Here is a 24,238-nt window from a genome sequence, read left to right as displayed (position 1 = left end):
CTAGCCTATGAACCCTACCGACCAGTGGCCAGCTGGGACGGCGGCAAACTTCGGCTGACCCTCAGACCTATGCCTGGCTGGTTTGCATCAGCATGTTCGGATTTTGAGGGCGCAGGGCTGCTGGGCAGACGGCAAAACTGAAACATCAGACGCTTATTGTAACGGTCTCATTTTCTGCGACTATGTCTTTCCCCAGCTAACATCAATGTCAGCATTCAATCCTCCCTGCCCTGCTTCCGACCCGAGCTGGTCTTCACCATAGGACGCGATGAATTTGCGGCTCTTTCAAAGGGTGCCGATCTGGCCGTGAACCGGGACGATCACCCTCCCCCCAACATCGCTCGACCAAGCAGTTCAACAGATCCTGCACAAACGGCTGCAAAATGACATCCGTTCGAAATGGGAACATGTGGAACAGCAGATACCGTCTCGCGCCGCGGCTTACGGTTGGCATGCAATTGCCATGACCCGCGTTACCGACCGCAGCGACCAGACCGGGCCGCCCTATTGCAGTCTGGCCGTTCGCGCCGAGCCTTACCAGGCATAGCGCAGGCTGATGGTTCCCCCGATAGTGCTGTAGTTGCGCGATAGCCGGGCATCGCCGGATGCGCTCACCGACCATGACCGCGCTGCACTCCACTGCCCGCCGAACCGAACCAATGCGGCGTTGGCGTCGGCCGGCAGAGTCGTCCGGCTGATCTGAATCGACGGAAGCTCCGCAAAGCTGCGTGCCACGCTGCGATCGGTCTGGAAGTCGTGAATCCAGGCCAGTTGCAACAGTGGCGAGAAGCTGCCGCCGCCAGAAGTGCTCCACCGGCCATCGACCCGCACGCCAAGCGACATCGGCAGGGCGGTGATCGTCTTTTTGTGGAAAGTGATCGCGCTTTCACGGGCGTTGGACAGGTTCTCCGTCGCGGAACCCTGATACAATCGCATCGGCTCGATAGAAACGAACGGCACGATATGCGCTGCCGGTCCGCCAAGGTCGAACGCATAGCCGGTTTCGAACCGCGCGCCGACGGTTTTGGTGTTCAGCTTGAGCGAACCTGCCACGCTGACACCCAGCGCATCCAGTCGGCGGGTAAAACGGGTGGTGCCGGTGCCGACCTGGGCCAGTGCCGACACATAAGCCGAACCGATATGGCCGATGCCGTATAGGCTCAGCGAATAATGGTCGCCCTGCGCGTTCGAATGGGGCGCCACCAGGCTCGAGGACGCATCCATATAGGTGAACGCGGCGCCGAGCAGGATGGGGTCTGCTCCCGTTTCACCATCGATGCCGACGGTTACGCCGCGTAGCTGGCTGGACAGTCCTGCCCCGCTCCCCGCAGATGCGGTGGGCGTCAGCCAGAACCGGTTTGCGCCGGGTTGCATGGGTTCGACACGCCAACCATCAAGGCGATCGGTAACCGACTGGACAGATCGCTGTGCTGCGGACAGGACTTGCCTGGGCACGATCGTCACCCCGCCAGCACCGAGCGTCTTATAGGCGCTTTCCAGCTTGTGGGTGCTATCGAGTCCGACCAGTCGTGCCGTCAACAGGCGTGACAGTGCCGATCCGCCCCGATCCTGAATCGCGCCGAACGCATTGCCGATCTCAACCCCGGCATCACTAAGGCCTTCGGGGGCAAAATTCGCGGTCGATACAAGGCTCAGCACGCCGCTCTCGTTCGTGAGCGCATAGCTGAGGATCGCGCTCCTGGCGGTGCTGAGCGTCATGCCCTGCGCAGCCAGCCCGCCGACGGCCGAAACGACCCCGCCGAGCTTGAAGCTGCCCGGCCGGACCGACCCGGCGTTGAGCGTCTTGATCGCCAGCGTGCCGTCCAGTTGCGCAGCGCCAAGGATATGGAAAGTATCGGAACGCCCGCTATGATGATCGACCCCGATCTGGATCGATCCGGTCGCAGATTGCGTGAACGCACCGTTGATAAGGACGCTGCCGACGCCTGATGCATTGCCAAGGACGCCGTCATTGCGGAAGTGGCCGACACTACCCAGATCAATCGATGACCCCGACTGGATCGTGCCTCCCGCCAGATTGTGGAGAAGGTTCGTCCCACCGTCCTTCAGCGCGATGCTCCCCAGCATGGTGCCGTAGTTGGCGATGGTGGTGTCGCCGGACAGGCTCTTGATGGCCATTCCCGCATCGCCGTCCATGGTGGACATGGTGCCGCTGTTGTTGATGAGGTTGATGGGCGAATCTAGCAGCGCTGCATGGCCGCCTGCGCCGCCCAAGACGCTTGCCCCTTCTTCGATATTGAGGATGGGGTCAGTCGAGGAGAAGGCATAGATGGCGCTCGCCCCGGCACCCGTGGCCTTGATCGACACACCGCTGCGCAGGTTCACCGTGACGACACCGGATACGCCGCCTGCGCCTGCGCTGATCAGACGCGCAGAGTTACCGTTCATCACCAATCCGCCACCGCCTGCGACCGATTGGGCCACGACGCCGTAAGCACCCGCGCCCGTGGTGGAGATCGAGGCATTCACATTGACGGTGACGTTGCCGGAATTGGCAGACGTGCCGGCGATGGGGGTCGCCGATACGGCATTGCCGCTGGAGAGGACCGCGCCGCCGCCACCGCCCACGCTTTGGGCAAGGATGCCGATCGCGTTGACGCCAGTGGTGGAGATCGCTGCATTGCTGGCGATGGTAACGTTGGCGCTGTTGGCATTGGAGCCAGTCCCGGTGGTGACGAATGTTGCGGGCGTGTAGACATACCCCGACCCAGTCCGCGAAACGGAAGCCGGAACGTATGTGGTGACGAATGGCGAAGCCATCGACCCGCCAAGACTTGCGCTTCCCGACGAGATGGCGAGACCGCCGCCGCCGCCGATGCTCTGTGCAACGATGCCGATCGCGCCCACACCGCTGGTGGTGATAGTAGCATTTGAGGATATGGCGACATCCGTTGCAGTGCCGCCGGGCTTGCCGCCGAGCACGGCATTGCTGGCAATCACCTGGCTCATGCCGCCGCCGCCCGCAATCGATTGCGCGACAATAGCATGGGCGAAATTGCCGCGTGTAGCGATGGCGCCGCTGGTAGCCGAAACATTCACGGTGCCGCTCGTCCCGGCGGAGGTGCCGGCGGAGCCAAGGGTCATGGTCCCGGAAAAGCTGCTCGCCGGCGACGCGGACAAGCTTGCCAGACCGCCGCCACCTGATACGCTTTGGGCAAGGATGCCCACTGCCTGCGCGCCGCTCGTTGTGATGTTGGACGTGCCGGTTACCGCTACATTGCCTGCGGCGCCGGAGCCGTTTAGCTGGCCGAGCCGCCCGTTGGCGCTCCCGCTGTTGGTGCCCGTGGATTGATCGGTGAAGCTGGCGACACCGCCACCGCCGCCGACCGACTGCGCCAGCAGTGCGACGGCATTGGCGCCGGTGGTGGAGAGGCTAGCCGAATAGCTCGCCGCAACCGCGCCACCATCGCCGCTGATATTGCCTGTCGCGCCCAGGTTCAACGATGCGGTGATCCCGCCGGTCGATCCGCTGAGCCTGCTGGCGCCGCCGATGCCGCCGCCGCCGCCGATCGACTGCGCGATAAGGCTGAACGCGCCTGCGCCGCTGGTGGCGACCTGACCATAGCTGGTCAGCGTGACTGCGCTGCCATGCTGGCCGCTGCCCGCCGAACCGCCGAGCGTCAGACCGACATTGGCCGTACCGCCGCCCGCGCTGGTCGCGCTGGAGGTCGAGGCCGAACCGCCGCCGCCACCCACCGATTGCGCGAACATCCCGTAAGCCAGCGCACCCGATGTCTTGATCGCGCCCGCATTGGTGAGCGATACCGCGCCACCCAAACCTCCGACACCGCCCGATCCACCGAGTACCGCTGCAATCGCATAGGAACCGCCATTGGCGTTGCTGGTCGCCGATCCACCATTGCCGCCGCCGCCGCCAACCGATTGCGCCTGAATCGCCGTCGCTTGATCGCCTGCGGTGGTGATCGCGAGCTGATTGGCCACTTCGACGGCGGAACCGCCGCCGCCCGCGCCGCCATTGCCGCCAAGGCCCATTGCCACTGCCATGCCGCTGGCCGTGTTCGCGTCGGCATTGCCAGCATAGGTCGTGTTGCTTGAAGCGCTGCCGCCGCCGCTGCCCGATCCGGCGGTTGCCGCCGCACTGAACGCGCCGCCGTTGCCGCCACCGCCACCGACTGACTGTGCGAAGATGCCGTAGGAGCCAGTGCCGAAGGTAACGATGCCCTGTCCACTGGTCGCCGTGGCGCAGTGGCCACCGCTGGTCGTGCCGCAGACCAGCACAGCGCCGCCCGCGCCGCCGCCGGCACCCGTACCGGACAGGCCGATCGCCACCGACGCGGAACCGCCCGAACCGGTTGTCGAGCTGGTCGAGCCACCATTGCCGCCGCCACCGCCGACGGATTGCGCGAAGATCGCGCTGCTGCCCGCCGCATAGGTGGTGAGCAGGCCGCCACTTTGCGTCACCTGCACCGCGCCGCCTGCGCCCGCGCCCGCGCCGTTGCCGCCCATCGACATCGAGACGCTAGCCTTCCCCGCATTGGCATTGGTGCTGCTCGACCCGCCATTGCCGCCACCGCCGCCGACCGACTGGGCGAAGATCGCCGCCGATCCCGACGCGAGGAATGCCGTGGACGCGCTGCCGGTGGTGATCGAACCGCTGTTCGCCACGGACACCGCGTTGCCCGCGCTTCCAGAACCGCCAGCGCCGCCCAGGCTCATGCCAACCGCATAGCCGCCGTCGCCGCCCGCGCCGCCCTGGCCGCCGCTGCTATTGTGGCCAGCGGACGAGGATGTGGCGTTATTGGCGGAGGTATAGGCCGTCCCGCCCGTGCGAACGCTCGCCTGGGTCGAGCTGGACGACCCGCTGCTGGCGGGAGCCGCTTCGGCCGAGCTATAGGCCGCGCCGCCATTGCCGCCGCCGCCGCCGACCGACTGGGCGAAGATGCCCGCCGAATTGCTCGCCAGCGTGGTGATCGCGCCGCTATTCTTGACCAGCACGGCCCCGGTGGTGCCACCGCCACCGCCCGAACCGCCCAGCGCGAAGCTGAGCGCTGCAGCGCCGCCAGAGGTTGCCGAAGTCGATGTCGAGCCGCCATTGCCGCCACCGCCGCCCACCGACTGGGCGAAGATACCGGACGAAACATTGCCGCCAGTGCTGATCGCGTGGGTGCTGACCACGGACACGTCGCCGCTATTGCCGCCGACGCCGCCTGCGCCGCCCAGGCTGATCGCGCCGGAATAGTTGCCGCCGGACGCATTGGCTGTGCTTGATCCGCCATTGCCGCCGCCGCCGCCGACCGACTGCGCGAACACGCCATTGGACAGGTCGCCACTGGTCGCGATGCGGGCCGCATTGTTGACGAGCACCCGGCCACCCTGGCCACCCGTCCCACCACTGCCGCCGATACTGAGCGATGCGCCAGCGCCGTTATCGGCCTTCTCGTCCGAAGCGGGCGGGCCGGAGGTCGCAAGCTGCGCTGCGGTCGAGACGGATGCACCGCTGTTGGTCTGCTGGGCAAAGCCGCTGCCGCTGTACGAAGCCGCACCGCCATTGAGCGCGCCGCCTGCTTCGCCCGTCGCCGATGCGCTGGCCGCGCCGCCATTGCCGCCGCCGCCGCCCACCGATTGCGCGAAGATGCCATTCGATTGGGCGCCGTGCGTTGTGAGTGTGCCGCCGGTCTGCGTCACGATCACATCGCTGCCGTGGCCGCCACCGCCGCCATAGCCGCCGATCGCGACCGCTACAGCATATTTGTTGCTCGACGCGCTCGCATCGGACCAGCCGCCATTGCCGCCGCCGCCGCCGACCGACTGCGCATAAATCGCGGACGCTGCGTTGCCATAAGTGGTGATCGAGCCCGAATTGGGCATCGCAATCGAGGCCACGCCGGCCAGCGGCTTGTCGGTGCGGCCTGCCGCATAGCCAGATGTCACATAATCCCTCGCGGCAGCGGTGAGGTCATCGCCGAACTTCGCGCTCACGTCGGAATAGTTCGCCAGATATTGGCGGACGTTGAAGCCGTTTGCGTTTCTTCCCTCACGGATGCTGCTGGTGAGGAAATGCTCGAATCCATAAGTCGGATTGTCGCCGATATTGCGGACCAGGTCGCTCCACGACGCGATATATTCATACGGGTTGAAATTGACCGCGACCGTGCCGCCATTGCCGCCCACGCCGCCGCCGCCGCCCACCGACACTGAAACAGATCCGGTGCCCGCAATCGAATTGGCATAGGCCGATCCGCCATTGCCGCCGCTGCCGCCGATCGATTGCGCCAGGATGCCGATCGACTGGTCGCCGCTGCTGATGCTGCCCGGCGTGACCGGCGCGCCCGTCACGATGTTGCCGAACTGGTTGACCGTGACACTGGCAGCATCGCCGCCTGCCGCGCCCGCGCCGCCGATCGCGACCGAGGCCGAAACCGATGTGTTCTTGCTGTTGCCGCCGCCCGCAGTGACGCTGAAGGCCGCGGCGTTGCCGCCATTGCCGCCGCCGCCGCCGATCGATTGCGCGATAATCCCGATCGAGGACAGACCCGATGTGACGATGTCGCCGGTGCTTTGGACGGCAACCGCCTTTGCCGCCTGACCCGTGCCGCCGCTGCCGCCGGTCGCTCCGGCTGCGCCGACCGACAGCGGGACACGCGGAAAGCCCGTGGCGATCGCGCCCGAGAGCGCCGATCCGCCATTGCCGCCGCTGCCGCCGATCGATTGCGCGAGAATGCCGGTCGAAAGATCCCCCTTGGTGACGATCTTGCCATTGCTGATCAGGCTGACCGACCCGGCGATGCTGCCGTTGCCGCCTGCTCCACCGACCGAGATCGCGGGCGCGACAACGGCCGCCCCGGCGAGCGCAGCGCTGAACCCGCCGCTGCCGCCATTGCCGCCGATCGATTGCGCCAACAGGCCAACCGAGAGCGATCCATTGGTGGTAACCGACTGGTCCGAGATCAGCTTGACGTTCCCGGCACGCCCGCCTGCGCCACCCGACCCGCCGAGCGAGACCGACACCGCACTCAATGCGCCGATCGCGCCGGAGAACGCCCAGCCGCCATTGCCACCATTGCCGCCGATAGACTGGGCGACCGCGCCGTTGGACTGATTGCCCGTGGTGACGACCGCGCGGCTGCGCTCTGCCAGCGACAGCATGACATTGCCTGCAAAGCCGCCAACGCCGCCATCGCCGCCGATCGCGGCGCTCAGGCCCAGCGTGCCGCTAAAGCCGCCGGCGATCGCAAAGCCGCCATTGCCGCCATGCCCGCCCAGGCTTTGCGCCACGATGGCCGAGGACATGTCGCCGGTGATCGTCGTGCTGCCGGATTGGGCGACGGTGACGGCGCTCGCACGCCCACCAAAGCCCCCATTGCCGCCGAGCGAGAGCGACCCCGCAACGACGGGGCTGTAGCCGCCCGCAATGGCGAAGCCGCCGCTGCCGCCCGATCCGCCGATCGATTGCGCCAGTATGCCGCCGGCATTACCGGTCGTCGCGGCCTTCGTGGTGATGTCCCCCGAACTCCAGACATCGACGGTGCCGGCTCCGCCACCGATGCCGCCCGAACCGCCAAGCCCGATGCTGGCCGCAAGCGTGCCGCCATAGCTGCCCGCCACCGCAAAGCCGCCGCTGCCGCCGCCACCGCCGATGGACTGCGCCTGCAATGCCGCAGCGCCACCGCCCGTCGTCGCCAGCGCGCCGCCATTCACCACGCTGACTGCGCTGGACAGGCCACCACCACCACCGCCGCCGCCGATGCTGTTGGAACTGCCGACGCCCATCGAGACTGAGGTTGCCGTCGCATAGCCGCCATTGCCGCCGCCGCCGCCGATCGACTGCGCCAGGATCGCGTTCGAGCCATAGCCGCTGGTGGTGATAGAAGCCGCGCCAGCATCGGTCAGGTTATAGACCAATGCCCCGCCGCCGACGCCGCCGGTACCCCCCTTGCCACCGACCGACAGCGTTACGGCCAACCCGCCGATACCTGCCGCGCCGCTGATTGCCGATCCGCCCGCACCGCCGCCGCCGCCGATCGACTGCGCCATCAGGCCTTGGGAAAAATCGCCCTGTGTCGTTATCAGCCCACCCTGATTTTCCACCGTGACCGCCGCTGCCGATCCGCCCAATCCGCCCGTGCCGCCAATGCCGATGCCGATGGCTACGGTTCCTGCCAGCGCAGCATCGATCGCCGTTCCGCCGCTACCGCCGCCGCCGCCGATCGACTGCGCCAATATGCCCTGCGAGCTCAACCCGCGGGTCGCGATGGAGGCGCCGCCAGTGCTGGCAAACACCTCAGCGCCAGTGCCGCCGTTGCCGCCGGATCCGCCCAGCGCCACGGAAAACGCGCCGAAAAAGCCCGCCGACAGCGCTACGGCATAACCGCCGCTGCCACCGCCCCCGCCGACCGACTGGGCGAGAATACCCTGCGACGACAGGCCCGCCGTCGACAGGATCTTGCCGGTCGCCGGCGTGGTCAGGCTGCCGCGTCCGCTGTTGCCGCAGATTGCAGGCCGGTACGAGTTCGTGCTGAAGGTGTTGCAGTTGACGGTGATGATGTTGCCATTGCCGCCTCCGCCGCCCGTTCCGCCGTGCGCAACCGAGGTTGCCTCGCCTAGGAATGACGTCGCCATCGCCATCGCGCCGCCGGCATTGCCGCCGCCGCCGCCCACCGACTGGGTGAAGATAGCCGCCGAACTGATCTCTACGGTGTGGATCGAGCCGCCGTTAAGTAGCGCGATCTCGCCGCCATTGCCGCCGCCGCCGCCGCTGCCGCCCGTGGCATGTGCCGACCCGCCAAAGATCGTCTTCGACTTCGCCTTGGCATAGCCACCGCTGCCGCCACCGCCGCCAATCGACTGGGCGAACAGGCCGAACGCCCCGCCAGCGCTGTCGTCATTGTTCGGCGTCGTGCTCAGGCCTGCAAGGCACGCATTGCCGGTGCAAATGTCTCCGCTGTTAAACAGGAAGACGCCGCCGCCCACGCCGCCATCGCCGCCGCTGCCGCCAACCGCCACTGACCGGCGCCCGCTAGCCGTGGCAAAACCTGCCTTGCCTCCGCCGCCGCCGACCGATTGCGCGAATACGCCGACAGACGACGAACCGAAGATGCTGACCGTGCCCGTATTAGTGATGTTGACGATGTTGCCATTGCCCGCCTTCCCGCCATCGGCACCCAGCGCATGTCGTCCGGCGTCGCCGCCCGCATCGCCGCCGCCGCCGCCGACCGACTGGCCGGCGATCGCCGCGATGCTGACCGGATTGCAACCACTAAGGCCCGAACTTTCGCAATCACGAACCGATGCGCTGCCGATGGTGATCGCGCCATAGTTGGCGATACCGACGACGCCCGCATGGCCGCCATAGCCCCCGCCGCCGCCATAACCACTGACGCTGGTGCCCGCATTGCCGCCAAAGCCGCCGATGCTCTGCGCGACGATGCCCATGCCGCCATTGGTTCGGATGGCCCCATTGTTCGTGATATAGATATCACCGCCCGAACCACCGGGCAGACCGTTGCCGCCGGATGAATTCTTGTTGCCGTTATCGGCATAGCCGCCTTCGCCGCCTAGGCCGCCGCCACTTTGCGCGACGATGCCGAACGCCGTCGGCCCGCCTACGATATTGAGGCTGACATTGTTGACGAGCGAAATGAAGCCCGCATTGCCGCCCAGGCCGCCGTCACCCCCGGAAAATGTCTTGCGCCGAGTATTGCCGCCCGTCCCGCCATTGCCGCCATAATTATATACCAGAATACCCGTATTGCTCGCCGTATAACCACCGGCCGGCTGGTTCGCGCCCGGATTGATGGTCAGGTTCACAGTGCCGCCATTGCCGCCTTTACCGCCATTGCCGCCGTCATAAACGCAACCGTCATCGTAGATGTCGTTGCCGCCGTGCCCGCCCGCGCCGCCGCGACTGCCGACAATCGCGATTGATCCGTTGCGGGTTGCGGTCGGGCTCGCCGGTGCATAGGTCAGCGGGTTACCGCCGTGATTGGCGATCGGACCGGTGGCACCATCGCCGCCGGGGCCTGTGCCACAGCTGTTGTTCTGCCGGTTGTCCTTGCCCGCAGCGCCATCGGCACCGTGCTGCCCTTCGAGATAGGCGGGGTTGCCGTAATTGACGACCACCTGCGCTCGCGCCTCAGTGGCGGTCGCGACGAAAGCTATGGCACCCAGGCTCGCGGCACCCAGCAAATGCTGCACCATGCGCCGTTGCAGCCTTGTCGTTGCAGGGGTTTGGAACGCGGGCGTTTCGAATGGCATGACTGGCTTCCATCTAAAACCAAAGGAGCGATATATGTTACGCGCGCGAACTGGCCCTAAGCTTTCGCGAAACAAGCATGACCGGGGCCATATCAGCGCGCGTTAAACGACAGGCCGTCGTGCAACTATCTCAAGCCTAGGGACAAAATATTAAGAAGCCGCTTCACCTGACCGATGGCAGCTGCAAGTTCAAGATATCCAAAATGGCGCAGAAGGCAGCCGCGCCAGACGGCAGGGGCTGTCGAAATGTCATCTCGCCCACCTCCTCAGCGAACCCGTGGCGGTTCGCAAGCCACGAAGCGTGAATGGCATGCCCCTCGCCTCGCGTCGGAAATGGCGAGTTACGGGACTTGTGCTTGCTCACGCCCCGCTAGGTTAACGAATTATAGCAGACTTGTTCCTATCACGCGCACTATGCGATTAGCGACGATCACGAACTGGGCCTACGGCGCGACCGTCCTGCTGACGCTCGCCTCGGCAACGACGATGCTGCTGGCGTCCGGCGCGCAGGAGAAGGAGCGTGCGGCGGTCGCGCAGCGCTATCAGCTTGATCAAGCCACCTCGAAGATTGCTGCCGAAGTATCCGCATCGAGTGACCAGGCGCGGGATTTCGTCATCACTGGCCAAGAGGCCCACCTTGCCGCCTACCGTCGCGAGGTCGAAGCCCTGCGGTCGGTTGAGAACCGCGTTCGTCACCTGAAGGACAATGGCGCCTCGGCGGACGAGTTGACGGCGCTCACCGAAGCGATACGTTTGGCCGATAGCCTTCAGGACGAGCAGGTTGACGCGATCGCTGCCCGCCAGCGTGGCGAAGATGACCTTGCCCGTGAAATCCTGTTCGGTGCCGAATATTCAAGGGGCCTCGACCGCGTCGCTGGCAATATCGAGCGCTTCCAGTATCGCCTCGACCAGCGTACCGATGCCGAGGTCGCGGCCGCAACGACGATAGCTCAGATCTGGAAGACAAGTTCGGAGATCGTGCTGGGGCTTACCGGCTTCCTGTCGCTGTGCGTGCTCTACTTCATCTTCAAGCGGCGGGTGTTGCATCCGGTGGTGCGGCTGAGCGACGTCGTCAGCCGGCTCGCCAGGCAGGACTATGCCGTCGAAGCCCCGGATTACGACCAGATCGACGAGATCGGCGACATGGCCCAGGCCATCCGCATATTTCGCGAAAACGGGCTCGAACGCCAACGGCTCGAGGCCGAGCGCGCCGGGGATCAAACCATGCGTGCCTTGCTGTCGCGGATGACCCAGCGGATGCAGGGCTGCGATACTTTGTACGATCTCGAACGGGTCGTCTCGGGGTTCGTGCCCGAGATCGCGCCTGGGCACGCCGGCCGTCTCTATCGCCTCGACGAATCACGCAACGTCATGGTCGAACGATGCGCGTGGCTGGCACCGACTCATTCACGAGCCGAGTTTTCGCCGATGGCTTGCTGGGCTTTGCAGCGAAGCGATCTGCATCGGCCATGCGGACAATTGATCGATATCCCCTGCGACCATGTCGATCCTCAAGGCGACACTCGCGTGGCTTCGCTCTGCCTGCCGCTAATCGCCCAGCGCGTCACGCTCGGCCTGCTCTATCTGGAGCCCCGGACGGACCTTCCTGAACCCGCGAGAGAGGTCGGCGAAACCTATCTGAGGGTGCTTGCGGAAAATATCGGCCTGGCTCTTGGAAACCTGCGCTTGCGCGATGCGCTTCGCGAGATGGCGATGGCCGATCCGCTGACGGGTCTCGCCAACCGCCGCCAGCTCGACATGGTACTCGAAGTTCAACTGGCAGAGGCTGATCGGCTCGGACGACCGATCAGCTGCCTGATGCTTGATGTCGACCATTTCAAGCGGTTCAACGATCAGTTCGGCCACGACGCGGGCGACGCCGTGCTCCGCGCTCTTGGCAAGATCCTGCTGACCTTGACGCGCGAGCACGGGCTTGCCTTCCGCTTTGGCGGCGAGGAGTTCTTGCTGCTGATGCCGGAACTCGACGTCGAGCAAGCCAGCCAACGCGCTGAAGACATCCGCGCCCGCGTCAATGCGTTGCGGCTGCAGCATGACGGACGCGAACTGGGACCGATCACCGTCTCGATTGGCATGGCCTGCGCGCCGCTCCATTGCCCGTTCGACACGCTCGTCAAAACGGCAGATGCCGCCCTGCTTCGCGCAAAGGAAGCCGGGCGTGAACGCATCGTCGTCGCCCACACACGCCGTTCAGGACACAGTGCGGCCTGATCGTCTTCCTGTTCGCGCTGCTCAGCAAGCTCAGGTCTGACCTCGCGCGCTTTCTGAACCGTCGCGGCCTGATATTGGTCGGCAGCGAGATGGTAGGCACCCCAATTGGCGGCAATGCTGCTGAGCGCGTCGATGACCGTGGCTTCGCGACCTTCGGTAGCATGTGCGTCGAGCACCATCGCGCCCACCACGCGTTTCGACAGCTTTGTGCCGGTTGCCGGGTCGCGGGCACTCAGAAAGCGACCGATCAGGGGTTCCGGAACATTCGCACGCCGCAAGAGCTGGTCTGCGGCTGTGCGTTTGATGTTCACGAGCGTGGCGAGGATTTCAATCGCCAAGCGGCGTTGGTCGAGGAGGGAAAACGTCATTCGACCTCTCCGAAGGCTTCTGCGTAGAATTGCTCGATCTGGCTGGATTCCTCGTCGGTCAGGGCACCGAACTCTCGGGTCCGCGCCCGCTGGGAGAAGCGGCCGGCATTTTGCTCAAGAAACTTCTGCAGCAGCTCGATACGGGCCGCAGGCATATCGACGATCTCCTGCACAGCATCGCTGAACTGGTCGAATGCTTCTAGGAAGCGGACCTCGCGCGGAAGGTCTTCCACGATGGTCTGTTCCACGCACGCATAGAGAAACTCGGTATGCGCGGTGGCATCGAAATAGCGGTAGAAGTCGATCGTCTGGTTGAGTACCTCGACATTGCCTTCCTTGGTTCGCTGCCATTCGATCTCAGGAAGGAGGGGACGCGAATAAGTCTCGAGAACGGAGCGATAGCCGTCGAGCTGACGCAGGATCGCGGCGCTGATGGGAAACACGAGCCCTGTCGGATTGTAGTGAGCCGAGGCCAGTGCGTGGTGGATCAGCCAGCGATGGATGCGGCCGTTCCCGTCCACGAAGGGGTGGATATAGACGAAGCCAAAGGCCATGGCGGCCGCGGTAACGACGGCATCAAGGCCACCATCCAAGGTCCGTTCGGCATAAGCGACAAGACCCGTCAGCAGGCTTTCGATGTCTTCATGGCGGGCGCTGATGTGATCGGGCAGCGGTTCCCCTGTCTCGCGATCATGGACGCCGACGAAGCCGCCCTCGGTTCGCAGGCCGAGCCGAACAAAGCGGGTATCCTCGCCGATGACGACGCGCTGAAGGCGTTCGAACTCGGCGATCGTGAGCGGGTGCGTCCCTGCCTGCGCGATTGCCTGCCCCCAGCGCGCCGCGCGTGTTCCGGAGGGGCGTTCGCCCTCGATGGCGAAGGATGATTTGGAATCATTGAGAAGGAGAAAGGCGGCAGCCCGGGCGATGACGTCGCCACGGACCCTGCCAATCTCCGCGCGGGCGAGTTGGTCGAGCTGCTTGGCTGCGACGGTTTCGAGGGCATTGGTACGCCGGACCATCGGACAGAAGGCAGGCGTTCCAGGGAGGTTGTCGATGACCTTGTGGCGCGATGACACCCGGCCTTTCGCCAACGCAAACTGTAGCTTGTCGTCGATGATCGGAACGGCCTTGACCTTGCCGGGGTCGGGAAGATCAAGCGCCTCGCCGGTGATCCATTCGTAGAGGAACCAGATACGACGGGCGAACGCGCCCGTTGGCGTCGCGAGAATGAAGTCACTTATGGTCTGCGCGCCAATGGTCGCAAAGAGGCGTGCAAGGACGCTAAGGTCGACACCCTCCCATTTGAGGGCAAATACCAACTGACCCGCGAGAGTCGCTTCGGCAAAATGTCTCGGCGTCAGGAGCGTCCAGTCGTCGGTTGAGGCGGGATGATGGCGCTCGGCGATGGCAGCAAGGTGCGGCGGCAGGGGCAGCGACAGATCATATCTCGCTATGAGCGCAGCATAGCCCTGCGGGATCGCGGACTCAGGCAAGCGCCGTCCGCGAAAATCCATCACTGCTTGCGAAGGCCACTCACCCATAAACGATCCCGTAAAAACCGCTCACTGCGGTCTAGACCAACTGCGAATATGGATCACTGGCTGTGAATTTCAATCACTATCGACGACTATATGTGAATATCGATCTCCAAACATATGCTCCTTCGACCTAATTGATGCCCTGCCAGAGCGGACCGCTTCAAACTGGGCCATCAAGGAGCCTTCGGCGTCGGATCGCTTTAATCTCACAGAAGGTGGATCCGTCGCCTTACGGAGAAACGCTGAGGCCTCCAGGCTGGCGGGGGCGAGCAAACTGACTTGCTCCTGCACGGTCGCTAGACTCCGCCTGGCGGCCTACGACCACTTCAAGTCGTTCCGGAGAAGCCTCGGAGTGTCGGGTCACGCCAGAACCGGTCATCAGAGGGCCATACAGCGGTCGAGCAGGTACGCGCCCCAAATTCGGTCGTTCGGCCTTGTCGCCGACGAGCCCGAAAGCCGCCATTCGTTCCGCCAGCGCTCAACTGGTTCAGACCCGACATTGCGCTCACGGCCCAACAGGCGTGGCCATAATTATGTTCGGAGTGCAGCAATCAGGGCGTCCCGAGCCATCGCCACGCGCGGGTGTCGCAGCGATGAGCGTGCCCAGACGAGGTAGTAAGCGTTGCGCGGCACCGTGACCGGGGCGGGTATCTCGATCAGCGTGCAGGCAGCGCGTTCGCTGCGGGTGAGATAGCCGGGCATCACCGTCCAGCCGAGACCCGCGCACAATCCCGATCGCAATACTCTCAAATCGGGCGCGGTCAACGCGGGCTGGCTCGTCAGCTCGATCTGGTTTGCATGGAGCCAGGTTCGCAGCAGCGGCCGGTCGAGGTCGTAGGCGAGGTGGGCCGTCCGGTTGAGCCCGTCGGCAAGCGGCAATTCGGCAATCCGCCTCGCCATGGCGGGCGAGGCGACGGCGCGCAGCTCTTCTTCGCCCAGCGCATGGAAGGCCAGCCGCGGTTCTTCGGGTTGCGAGGCGGTGACGGCCAGGTGCACCTTGTCCTCGAGCAGCAGGGCGTAGAGCGCCTCGCGCCCGCCGATATGCAGGCGCAGGTCTAGCCCCGCATCCAGCAGCGGGGCCAGCCGGGGCGTGATCATTTCGCCCAGCAGGTCGGACGGCGCGGCGATGTGGACCGTGCCGGAAAGGCGGGACGATCGGGCCCGCGCGCTGGCCAGCGCCGATTCCGCTGTGTCGAGGCTGCTTCCGACCGAAGCCGCTAGATCGTCGGCAATCGCCGTTGGTCGAACACCCCGCGAATGTCGATCGAACAAGGGATGGCCCAGTTGCGCCTCGAGCGAGGCGATGTGTTGCGAGGCCGCAGGCTGGGTGATGCCGATCGCCCGTGCCGCTTCGCTCAATGAACGACGGCGGTAGACTTCGACGAAAGTGCGCAACTGCAGGAGGGACATTCCGGTTCCATAAGCAGATTTATGGCGGCCCGCCATTCCCTTTGGATTTCATGATGCCGTTCCATGCGTATTTAGGTCGCCGAAAAGAATGATCGAATGCAAAATCGCCGCCAACTGCTGCAGACACTCACCGCCACAATTGCGGCAGTTTCGGCTGCATCGGGTGTGTTCGCTCGTGCTCCCAGCATTAATGGAAAAGGACAATTGACGATGAGCCGCATACTTATGGTGACCACCTCCGCCGACCGCATGACCCCCGGCACCGAACCGACGGGTGTCTGGCTCGAGGAACTTACCACCCCGTATTATGCCTTCCGCGATGCGGGCGCCGAGGTGACGCTGGCCTCGATCAAGGGCGGCGCCATCCCCGTCGACCAGCGCAGCGTCAACGCCGACGGCGAGAACGACGCTTCGGTCGAACGCTATCTGAAGGACGAGGCCCTGAAGGCCGAGGTTGCCAGCACCCCTGTATTCACAAGCATCGATCCCGCCAGCTACGACGCGCTGTTCCTGCCCGGCGGCCACGGCACCATGTTCGATTACCCCGGCAGCGACGAACTGGCCCGCCTGGTCGAACGCTTCGACCGCGAAGGCAAGATCGTCGCCGCCGTCTGCCATGGACCGGCAGGGCTGGTCTCGGCGAAGAAGGCCGATGGCACGCCCCTCGTGGCTGGCCGCCGTGTCGCGGGCTTCACCGACAGCGAGGAACGCGCGGTCGGCCTCGATCAGGCGGTGCCGTTCCTGCTCGAAACGCGCCTCAAGGAACTTGGGGGCAAGCACGAGGGCGGCCCCGATTTTGCCCCCTTCGCCCTGCGCGACGGCAATCTGGTGACCGGCCAGAACCCCGCCAGCGCTACCCGCACCGCGGAGCTCGTAATGGAAGCCCTCAAGGACAAGGTCGCCTGATCATGCGCTATCTCCACACCATGCTGCGCGTCGCCGATCCCGAGGCGGCGATCCGTTTCTTCACGCTGCTGGGTCTCAAGGAGACCCGGCGCATGGAGAACCAAGCCGGGCGTTACACGCTGATCTACCTTGCCGCCGACGAGGATTTCCGCGGCGACGGCGAGCAGGGCGATGCCGAGGTCGAGCTGACGTACAACTGGCCGCCCGAGGACGGCAGCCCTGCCGAGACTTATACCGGGGGCCGCAACTTCGGCCACCTCGCCTACGGGGTCGACGACATCTACGAAACGTGCGCGCGGCTGCAGGCGGGCGGCGTGACGATCAATCGCCCCCCGCGTGACGGATACATGGCGTTCGTCCGCTCGCCGGACGGGATCTCGATCGAACTGCTGCAGAAGGGCGAACACAAGGCTCCGGCCGAACCCTGGGCCTCCATGCCCAACACGGGCGAATGGTGATGGCGAAATTGTTCGAACCCATTGAGGTTGGCGGGCTGCGGCTCGCCAACCGCATCGTCATCGCGCCGATGTGCCAGTATTCGGCAGTCGACGGCGCGATGACCGACTGGCACCAGATGCATCTCGGCCAGTTGGCGCTCTCGGGCGCGGGCGCGCTGACGATAGAGGCGACCGCGGTCAGCCCGGAAGGGCGCATCACCTACGGTGACGTCGGCCTGTACGATGACCGTACCGAAGCGGCGATGCGAAGCGTGCTCGAAAGCGTGCGCCGTTGGTCGGACATGCCGCTGATCATCCAGCTGGCCCATGCCGGCCGCAAGGCGAGCTGCGCCAAGCCGTGGCAAGGCGACACGCAGATCGCCCCCGATGCGGAGAATGGCTGGCAGACCGTGGCACCCAGCGCCATTCCCTTCGCTCCGGACGACCATCCCCCTGTCGAACTGGACAAGTCAGGGCTTGCCCGCATCCGGCAGGCGTTCGCGGATGCCGCCCGGCGCGCCGGCAGGCTCGGCATCGAAGCCATCCAGATCCACGTCGCGCATGGCTATCTGCTCCACGAGTTTCTTTCGCCGATCTCCAACCGGCGCGGCGACGAATACGGCGGCAGCCTCGACAACCGGATGCGGTTCCCGCTCGAAGTGTTCGATGCCGTGCGCGAAGCGTTTCCGGCCGACCGCCCGGCGACCGTTCGCGTTTCCGGGACCGACTGGGTTGAAGGCGGCTGGACAGCGGAAGAAACCGCAAGGTTTGCGCAGGAACTGGAGCGGCGCGGTTGCGCGGCGATCCACGTTTCCAGCGGCGGGCTCGACCCGCGCCAGCAGATCCCGGTCGGCCCCGGCTATCAGGTGTCGCTGGCGCGAACGGTCAAGGACGCGGTCGCCATGCCTGTCGTGGCGGTCGGAATGATCACCGATCCGCAGCAGGCAGAGCGCATCCTCGAAGACGGGCATGCCGACGCCATAGCGATTGCCCGCGCTGCGCTGTGGGATCCGCGTTGGCCCTGGCACGCCGCCGCCGCGCTTGGCGCATCGGTAAAGGCGCCCCCGCAATATCTCCGGTCCGAGCCCCACGAAGCGGGCCGCATTCTCAAGGAGATGACGTCATGAAAATCTCCGTCAAACTGCTTCTGGCCGCTAGCGCTGCCCTCTCGCTCGCCGCCTGCGCGACGACCCGCGAGGGTGCATCCGCGCCCCAGATCGAACAGATCGCTACCTTCGATGGCGCGATGCCGACGGGCGTGACCGTCGCCCCCAACGGGCGCATCTTCGTCAACTTCCCGCAATGGGGCGACAACGCGCCGTTCACCGTGGCCGAGTTGGTCGACGGCAAGGCGGTGCCTTATCCCGACGCCACGACCAACCGGCCCGATCCGGCCGACCCGGCGGGGCATTTCATCTCGGTGCAGAGCGTGGTGGCAGACGGCGCCAATCGCCTCTGGGTGCTCGACACGGCTGCGCCCAATTTCTCTCAACCACAGGCCGGCGGTGCAAAGCTGGTGGCAATCGACCTTGCGACCGACCGGGTGGTGAAGACGATCGTCCTGCCGCCTAGCGTGGTGCTGCCCACGACCTACCTCAACGACGTGCGCTTCGATCTGCGTCAGGGCGCCGAGGGCGTCGCCTACATCACCGACAGCAGCAACGAGGGGATCGGCGGCATCATCGTCGTCGATATCGCCAGCGGGCGTGCGATCCGGCGCCTGTCGAACCATGCGACGACCAACCCCGAGCCCGGCTTCACCCCGGTTGTCGACGGCGCGGTGCTCATGAACCGCCCGGCTGACGGCCCCGCGACGCCGGTCACGATCGCAAGCGACGCGATTGCGCTCAGCGCCGACGGCAGCCTGCTGTATTACGGTCCACTGTCGGGCCGCACGCTGCACGCGGTGCCCACGGCGATGCTGCGCGATCCCGCGGTGTCCGAGGAGGAGTTGAGCCGCGCGGTCCGCAGCCTGGGGCGCAAAGGCGCCTCGGACGGGATTGCCGAAGACGACCGGGGCCGCGTGTTCGCCGGCGATTACGAGAACAACGCGATCCGCGTGCTCGACCAAGGCCGCTGGACGACGGTGGTCAGCGACCCGCGCATCAGCTGGCCCGACACGCTGTCGATCGGCACCGACGGCTATCTCTACTTCACTGCCAACCAGCTTCACCGCCAGCCAGGCTTCCACGGCGGGCGGGACTTGCGCCGCAAGCCCTACGAGTTGCTCCGCATCAAGGTGGGCGCCGCTCCCGTCCTGTTGCGCTCGCGGTGACCCCATCAGGCCGGGCGGGCTCGCGCGGGGCCGCGATCCGGCGAAAAATCAACAACTAACTTGAAGGAATACAGTCATGACCAAGGGTATCGAAGGCAAGGTCGTTCTCATTACCGGCGGCAGCACCGGCATCGGCGCGGAAACCGCTCGTCTTCTCGCGGAACGCGGCGCCAAGGTGGCCATCGCCGCGCGGCGCAAGGACAGGCTCGACGAGGTCGTCGCGGACATTGCCGCAACGGGCGGCACCGCACGTAGCTACGCGCTGGACGTGACCGACAAGTCGGCGGTCCAGTCCGTCGTCGCCGCAATCATTGCCGACTTCGGCCGCCTCGACGTGCTGATCAACAACGCCGGGCTGATGCCGATCCGTCCGATGGCCGAGGTCAACACCGACGAGTGGGACCAGATGATCGACGTCAATCTGAAGGGTACGCTCTACGGCATCGCGGCGGCCCTTCCCGGCTTCCTCGAGCAGGGCAGCGGTCACATCATCAACTTGAGCTCGGTTGCGGGCATCAAGGTCTTCGCACCGGGCGGCACGGTTTACTCCGGCACCAAGTTCGCGGTCAGCGCGATCAGCGAGGGCTTGCGCCACGAGGTGGGTGAAAAGGTTCGGGTCACGTCAATCGAGCCTGGAGCTGTCGAAAGCGATTTGAAGTTCACGACGTCGGGCACTGCTGCCGAGACGGTGCTCGACTTCTACAAGCAGGCCATCCCGGCGGCATCCGTGGCTCGTGCTATCGCGTTCGCTGTCGAACAACCTGATGACGTCGACGTCAACGCGATCGTCATCCGGCCGACCGCACAGCAGTTCTGATTTCGACGAGGAGGCGGGGCCGCATGTGCTCCGCCTCTAGGGGAACGACCGGCCCGTTCGTCCGTTACTTTGCGGAATGATATCTGCCCGTTTCATTTGAGGAGTCATCAATGCCCAAACTTGCCCTGTATGTACCACTGAAGGCCAAGCCCGGAAAAGAGCGCGATGTCGCCGATTTTCTGACCTCGGCATTGCCGCTCGTTCAAGCTGAGCCGGGCACTCTGACCTGGTATGCGATCGAGGAAGGCCCCGGTGCGTACGCGATCTTCGATACGTTCGACACGGAGGAGGATCGGCAGGCCCATCTTGACGGCAAGGTTGCCGCCGCACTGATGGAGAAGGCAGAAGAACTGTTTTCTGAACCGCCGCAGATTCACAAGTTCACCCTGCTCGCCGCGAAATAGCGGAGCGGTCGGCACCCTAAACTGCCGTTTGACTGCAGGGTAAGGCTCGCGTTTCCATCCGGAATGGATGGCCCGGCCGAATCGGGAAATGAATAAATGAATACGAAAGGTCATCCGCGATAGTGGATGACCTTGTCTTTTGCGCTTATCACAGCTTTGAAATTACTGATAAAGCCATCGATGGGTCGCGAAGTAACGGCACCATTGGTTCGCGGGAGGTTCTTGAGCACATCAATTTGGCGCGTTATTCGGCCGTTCTGGCCCAGTCATTCAGAAAACCGCCGTGAATCGATCCCAGGATGTCCCTGCGGGAAGGACCCCCTCAGGTAGGAGAAGGTTCAGGAAACTGAGATCACTTGGAAGGGTGCGATATCGTCCGCCGTTGCGATGGACCGGATCACCAAGCTGTCGATTTGATGACGCGTTGAGAAGAGCTGCGAAAGGAAAAGATCCGTGAAAGCTGTCGTGTACAACGGGCCCAAAGATGTTTCTGTCAATACCATCGATGATCCCAAGATCGAAAAGCAGACCGATGTTATCATCCGGCTGACCACCACCAATATCTGCGGGTCGGACCTTCACATGTATGAGGGCCGTACCAGCTTCGAGAAGGGCAGGGTCTTCGGTCACGAAAACCTTGGCGAGGTCATCGAAGTCGGCGCTGCCGTAGATCGTATCAAGAAGGGCGATCGCGTGTGCATGCCGTTCAATGTCGGTTGCGGTTTCTGCGAAAATTGCGAACGCGGTTTGACGGGTTTCTGCCTCACGACCAACCCTGGAACCGCCGGCGCAGCGTATGGCTTTGCCGAGATGGGTCCGTGGCAAGGTGGTCAGGCCGAGTTGATGCGCGTTCCTTACGCGGACTTCAATTGTCTGAAGCTGCCTGAGGACGCTGAGGAGAAGGAGGATGACTATGTCATGCTCTCCGACATCTTCCCCACCGGTTGGCATGGCGTTGAACTGTCGGGTTTCCTGCCTGGCGAAAGCATCGCGATCTACGGCGCCGGTCCGGTCGGTTTGATGGCCGCGCACTCAGCCGAGATCCGCGGTGCCTCTCAGATCTTCGTGGTCGATTCTCACGATGACCGCCTGAAACTGGCCGAGGCGATGGGCGCTATTCCGATCGACATGCGCAAGGGCGATCCCGCCCAGCAGATCCTTGACGCGACCGGCGGCCTCGGGACCGACCGCGGGGTCGAGGCGGTCGGGTATCAGTGTTGCGATCGCCACGGCAAGGAGCGCAGCAATTACACGATGAACTGCCTCGTCAAAAGCACGAAGGCCACCGGCGGAATCGGCGTCGTCGGCGTGTTCATTCCGGAAGACCCGAACGCGCCCGACGATCTCCAGAAGGAAGGCAAGATGGCGTTCGACTTCGGCAACTTCTGGTTCAAGGGCCAGAAGATCGGCACCGGCCAGTGCAATGTAAAGCACTACAACCGGCGACTGATGAAGCTTATCGAGCAAGGCCGGGCCAATCCTGCCCAAATCATCTCGCACCGACTGCCGCTTGATCAGGCACCAGACGCCTACAAGCATTTTGACGATCGCGACGCTGGCTGGACGAAGGTCGTGCTCAAGCCGGGCACCTGACCTTAGTCTTCGACGGAATAGGAAATAAATTATGACTTTGGAAGGCAAATCGGTTGCCATTCTGATCGCACCCCGTGGGACGGAAGAACCAGAATTCTCGAAGCCCACGCAAGCTGTCGAGGACGCTGGTGGCAAAGTGACCGTGGTCAGTTTTGAACCGGGCAAGGCTCGCACAGTCAATGGCGATCTTGACGAGGGCGCCAGCTATACTATCGACAAGACGTTTTCCGAGGTGAAAGCCGACGATTTTGACGGACTTGTTGTGCCCGGAGGGACTGTCGGTGCCGACAAGCTGCGCGGCAGCGTCGAGGCAATTGCTTTCATCCGGGCTTTCTTCGATCAGAAAAAACCTGTTGCGGCTATATGCCATGCACCTTGGACATTGATCGAGGCGGGCGTGCTTGAGGGCCGCACCTTGACGTCCTACCCGACGCTGAAGGTCGATATCGAGAACGCCGGCGGTGCATGGACCAATGAGGAAGTCGTGGTCGACAACGGCCTTGTTACCAGCCGCGATCCCAATGATTTGCCCGCCTTCTGTGCCAAACTCGTCGAGTAAATCGCAGCAGGGAATTAACAGCCCGCTGCCGAAGTCGGTTTTTCGGGACGGCGCTCAGTGCGGCTCCGCAGACATGGTGATAAGCAGGACGCCGGTTTCGGCTGCGACTTGGCCGACGAAGGCGAAGATCAGCGCATTTTCGGTCTGAGCGATCAAGAAATACGCCTGGGAGCCGCTGACGGCCTCCCTCGGCGTCCCGTATCCGAACAATGCGCGCATGACGATGCTCAGATTGAAACCAGCGACATGGATCAGATACCTCTTGTGAAGGTTTTCACGCCCGCGCAGCCACGCGCGGCGCATGCCGCCCCGATCCAGAACGTGCGCAAAGCTGCGTTCCACCATCTCGCCGCGTTTTCGCATGGCCTTGCGCCCGACCCCGGATTTGAGACGGGCTCGGTTGGCGTAGACCGCCTTCTGGGCAGCATCGTCGCCGCGCCAGCGCAAGACGCCTTTTGCCGGCAAGGGCTCGGATAGGCGGGTCTTCCACTCACCGCCTGCAAGCGCCTTGAGCCCCTCGCGAGAATGGTAGCCCTTGTCGGTCACCAGGTCACAGGGGTTTTCCTGTGTTGGCTCCAGGCCGATGGCTGCCAGGTTGCGCGCAGCCGCCTTCAGCGTCGGGTCGAGGGTGTTCGTATCGCCCTTGTCCGCAGGATGGATTGGCGCTGCGACGATTACGCCCGTGTCGAGGTCGACCGCATGCTCGGGCTTGTAGCCAAGCCGGGTGGAACCGTTCTTCATCCGGGTGACCTTGGCGTCGGGATCAGTCGGGCTCTCCCAATCCGCGTTCGACAGCTTCTTGCCCGTGCGCTTGCGATCGAGGCGCACCAAGTCGTCGGCCGAGGGCGTTTCAATGCCGCTTTCCTTGGCCATCCGCGTCAGCATTTCGCGGTACGTCTCGCCGGTGTCGCGCTTTACGATCGTGCGCAGCGCCGCATTGGCTTCCATCGTCGAGCCATCCACGCCGATCCGTTCTGCCTTCACCAGCTCATGATTTGCCACAAGCCCCAGAACCCAGGCAAATATCTGGTCGTGAACCTCGTGCGGCAGCCGGCTGCGGATCTTCGACATCCAGCTATGGTCGGGGACTTTCTCCCGCGTCGTCAGCCGCAGAAACTCGCGCAGCGACAGCGAGTCCGAACACCGCCACACAATCCCGCGCTCGGAGTGAATGCCTTCGAAATAGCCGATCAGCAGCATCCGAAAGTAGCGGCCGGGCGGCACCGATGGCGCCCCCATCCGGGGCGCGTAGTATGCTTGGCAGGCCTCTTCCACAAAGTGGTCGAACCCAGCATCCACCAGCAGCTTCTGAAGCTTGTCGTAAAAGGCGTGCCCGGGAGAGCGCGGTATATCGGACCACGACACGATCAGATCCGGCTGCACATCACCATCACGCCTCATCGCCATCGCTACCGTCCGCTCGCCTCGCCCTGACAAGGCTGAATCAGATCACCCCGACTTCGTCA

At 64.3% G+C, this 24,238-nt stretch carries 13 protein-coding genes; 9 read left to right on the top strand and 4 right to left on the bottom strand.

Going from position 1 to position 24,238, the window contains the following annotated elements; translation table 11 throughout:
• Nucleotides 1-534: 534 nt before the first annotated feature.
• Nucleotides 535-10,236 (bottom strand): hypothetical protein, encoded by a 9,702-nt coding sequence (locus ACZ2HM_RS02965; RefSeq protein WP_470426190.1) that lies wholly within the window; start codon nt 10,234-10,236, stop codon nt 535-537.
• Nucleotides 10,237-10,650: 414 nt separating this feature from the next.
• Between ACZ2HM_RS02965 and ACZ2HM_RS02960 the strand changes: the two genes are divergently transcribed.
• A complete protein-coding gene (locus tag ACZ2HM_RS02960; RefSeq protein WP_470426189.1) occupies nt 10,651-12,465 on the top strand; it encodes a diguanylate cyclase in 1,815 nt (604 codons plus the stop codon).
• Nucleotides 12,466-12,829: 364 nt separating this feature from the next.
• Here ACZ2HM_RS02960 and ACZ2HM_RS02955 read toward each other — a convergent pair whose 3' ends face one another.
• Both ACZ2HM_RS02955 and ACZ2HM_RS02950 read right to left on the bottom strand, forming a co-directional pair.
• Entirely contained in the window at nt 12,830-14,374 is a 1,545-nt protein-coding gene (locus ACZ2HM_RS02955; protein ID WP_470426188.1) for a Fic family protein, read from the bottom strand.
• A gap of 528 nt (nt 14,375-14,902) precedes the next feature.
• Nucleotides 14,903-15,781 carry a LysR family transcriptional regulator gene (locus tag ACZ2HM_RS02950; protein ID WP_086493978.1) on the bottom strand — a complete coding sequence of 293 codons (879 nt, stop codon included), beginning with the start codon at nt 15,779-15,781 and terminating at the stop codon, nt 14,903-14,905.
• 210 nt (nt 15,782-15,991) lie between these two features.
• On the opposite strand from ACZ2HM_RS02950, the gene ACZ2HM_RS02945 reads away from it, so the two are divergent.
• The 8 genes from ACZ2HM_RS02945 to ACZ2HM_RS02910 all read left to right on the top strand — a co-directional run bounded on the left by ACZ2HM_RS02945 (nt 15,992) and on the right by ACZ2HM_RS02910 (nt 22,772).
• Nucleotides 15,992-16,687, top strand: a complete 696-nt coding sequence (locus tag ACZ2HM_RS02945; protein WP_470426187.1) for a type 1 glutamine amidotransferase domain-containing protein — start codon at nt 15,992-15,994, stop codon at nt 16,685-16,687.
• Between the two features lie 2 nt (nt 16,688-16,689).
• Nucleotides 16,690-17,145, top strand: a complete 456-nt coding sequence (locus ACZ2HM_RS02940; protein ID WP_022673533.1) for a VOC family protein — start codon at nt 16,690-16,692, stop codon at nt 17,143-17,145.
• Nucleotides 17,145-18,251 (top strand): NADH:flavin oxidoreductase/NADH oxidase, encoded by a 1,107-nt coding sequence (locus tag ACZ2HM_RS02935; protein WP_470426186.1) that lies wholly within the window; start codon nt 17,145-17,147, stop codon nt 18,249-18,251. The genes ACZ2HM_RS02940 and ACZ2HM_RS02935 overlap by 1 nt, the downstream gene beginning before the upstream one ends.
• Complete coding sequence (locus tag ACZ2HM_RS02930; protein WP_413020925.1) at nt 18,248-19,399, top strand: L-dopachrome tautomerase-related protein; 1,152 nt, start codon at nt 18,248-18,250, stop codon at nt 19,397-19,399. The genes ACZ2HM_RS02935 and ACZ2HM_RS02930 overlap by 4 nt, the downstream gene beginning before the upstream one ends.
• A 76-nt stretch (nt 19,400-19,475) precedes the next feature.
• Nucleotides 19,476-20,216 (top strand): SDR family oxidoreductase, encoded by a 741-nt coding sequence (locus ACZ2HM_RS02925; protein ID WP_095687338.1) that lies wholly within the window; start codon nt 19,476-19,478, stop codon nt 20,214-20,216.
• A gap of 110 nt (nt 20,217-20,326) precedes the next feature.
• Nucleotides 20,327-20,620 (top strand): putative quinol monooxygenase, encoded by a 294-nt coding sequence (locus tag ACZ2HM_RS02920; protein ID WP_160659407.1) that lies wholly within the window; start codon nt 20,327-20,329, stop codon nt 20,618-20,620.
• Between the two features lie 453 nt (nt 20,621-21,073).
• Nucleotides 21,074-22,213 (top strand): glutathione-independent formaldehyde dehydrogenase, encoded by a 1,140-nt coding sequence (locus tag ACZ2HM_RS02915; RefSeq protein ID WP_470426185.1) that lies wholly within the window; start codon nt 21,074-21,076, stop codon nt 22,211-22,213.
• Nucleotides 22,214-22,244: 31 nt separating this feature from the next.
• Complete coding sequence (locus ACZ2HM_RS02910) at nt 22,245-22,772, top strand: type 1 glutamine amidotransferase domain-containing protein (RefSeq protein WP_470426184.1); 528 nt, start codon at nt 22,245-22,247, stop codon at nt 22,770-22,772.
• A gap of 54 nt (nt 22,773-22,826) precedes the next feature.
• Here the strand turns inward: ACZ2HM_RS02910 and ACZ2HM_RS02905 are convergent, their stop codons facing one another.
• A complete protein-coding gene (locus ACZ2HM_RS02905; protein WP_470426158.1) occupies nt 22,827-24,179 on the bottom strand; it encodes a transposase in 1,353 nt (450 codons plus the stop codon).
• Nucleotides 24,180-24,238 lie beyond the last annotated feature (59 nt).

The sequence above is a fragment of the Sphingobium sp. KKT206 genome (assembly GCF_055640555.1).
Note: the sequence above shows the minus strand (reverse complement) of the source record. Positions and strands in the feature narration are given on the sequence as shown.

Excerpts from the sequence above, each read along its gene's own strand:
- ACZ2HM_RS02965 (WP_470426190.1), bottom strand. The coding sequence starts at position 10,236 with ATGCCATTCGAAACGCCCGCGTTCCAAACCCCTGCAACGACAAGGCTG.
- ACZ2HM_RS02960 (WP_470426189.1), top strand. The coding sequence starts at position 10,651 with ATGCGATTAGCGACGATCACGAACTGGGCCTACGGCGCGACCGTCCTG.
- ACZ2HM_RS02955 (WP_470426188.1), bottom strand. The coding sequence starts at position 14,374 with ATGGGTGAGTGGCCTTCGCAAGCAGTGATGGATTTTCGCGGACGGCGC.
- ACZ2HM_RS02950 (WP_086493978.1), bottom strand. The coding sequence starts at position 15,781 with ATGTCCCTCCTGCAGTTGCGCACTTTCGTCGAAGTCTACCGCCGTCGT.
- ACZ2HM_RS02945 (WP_470426187.1), top strand. The coding sequence starts at position 15,992 with ATGAGCCGCATACTTATGGTGACCACCTCCGCCGACCGCATGACCCCC.
- ACZ2HM_RS02940 (WP_022673533.1), top strand. The coding sequence starts at position 16,690 with ATGCGCTATCTCCACACCATGCTGCGCGTCGCCGATCCCGAGGCGGCG.
- ACZ2HM_RS02935 (WP_470426186.1), top strand. The coding sequence starts at position 17,145 with ATGGCGAAATTGTTCGAACCCATTGAGGTTGGCGGGCTGCGGCTCGCC.
- ACZ2HM_RS02930 (WP_413020925.1), top strand. The coding sequence starts at position 18,248 with ATGAAAATCTCCGTCAAACTGCTTCTGGCCGCTAGCGCTGCCCTCTCG.
- ACZ2HM_RS02925 (WP_095687338.1), top strand. The coding sequence starts at position 19,476 with ATGACCAAGGGTATCGAAGGCAAGGTCGTTCTCATTACCGGCGGCAGC.
- ACZ2HM_RS02920 (WP_160659407.1), top strand. The coding sequence starts at position 20,327 with ATGCCCAAACTTGCCCTGTATGTACCACTGAAGGCCAAGCCCGGAAAA.
- ACZ2HM_RS02910 (WP_470426184.1), top strand. The coding sequence starts at position 22,245 with ATGACTTTGGAAGGCAAATCGGTTGCCATTCTGATCGCACCCCGTGGG.
- ACZ2HM_RS02905 (WP_470426158.1), bottom strand. The coding sequence starts at position 24,179 with ATGGCGATGAGGCGTGATGGTGATGTGCAGCCGGATCTGATCGTGTCG.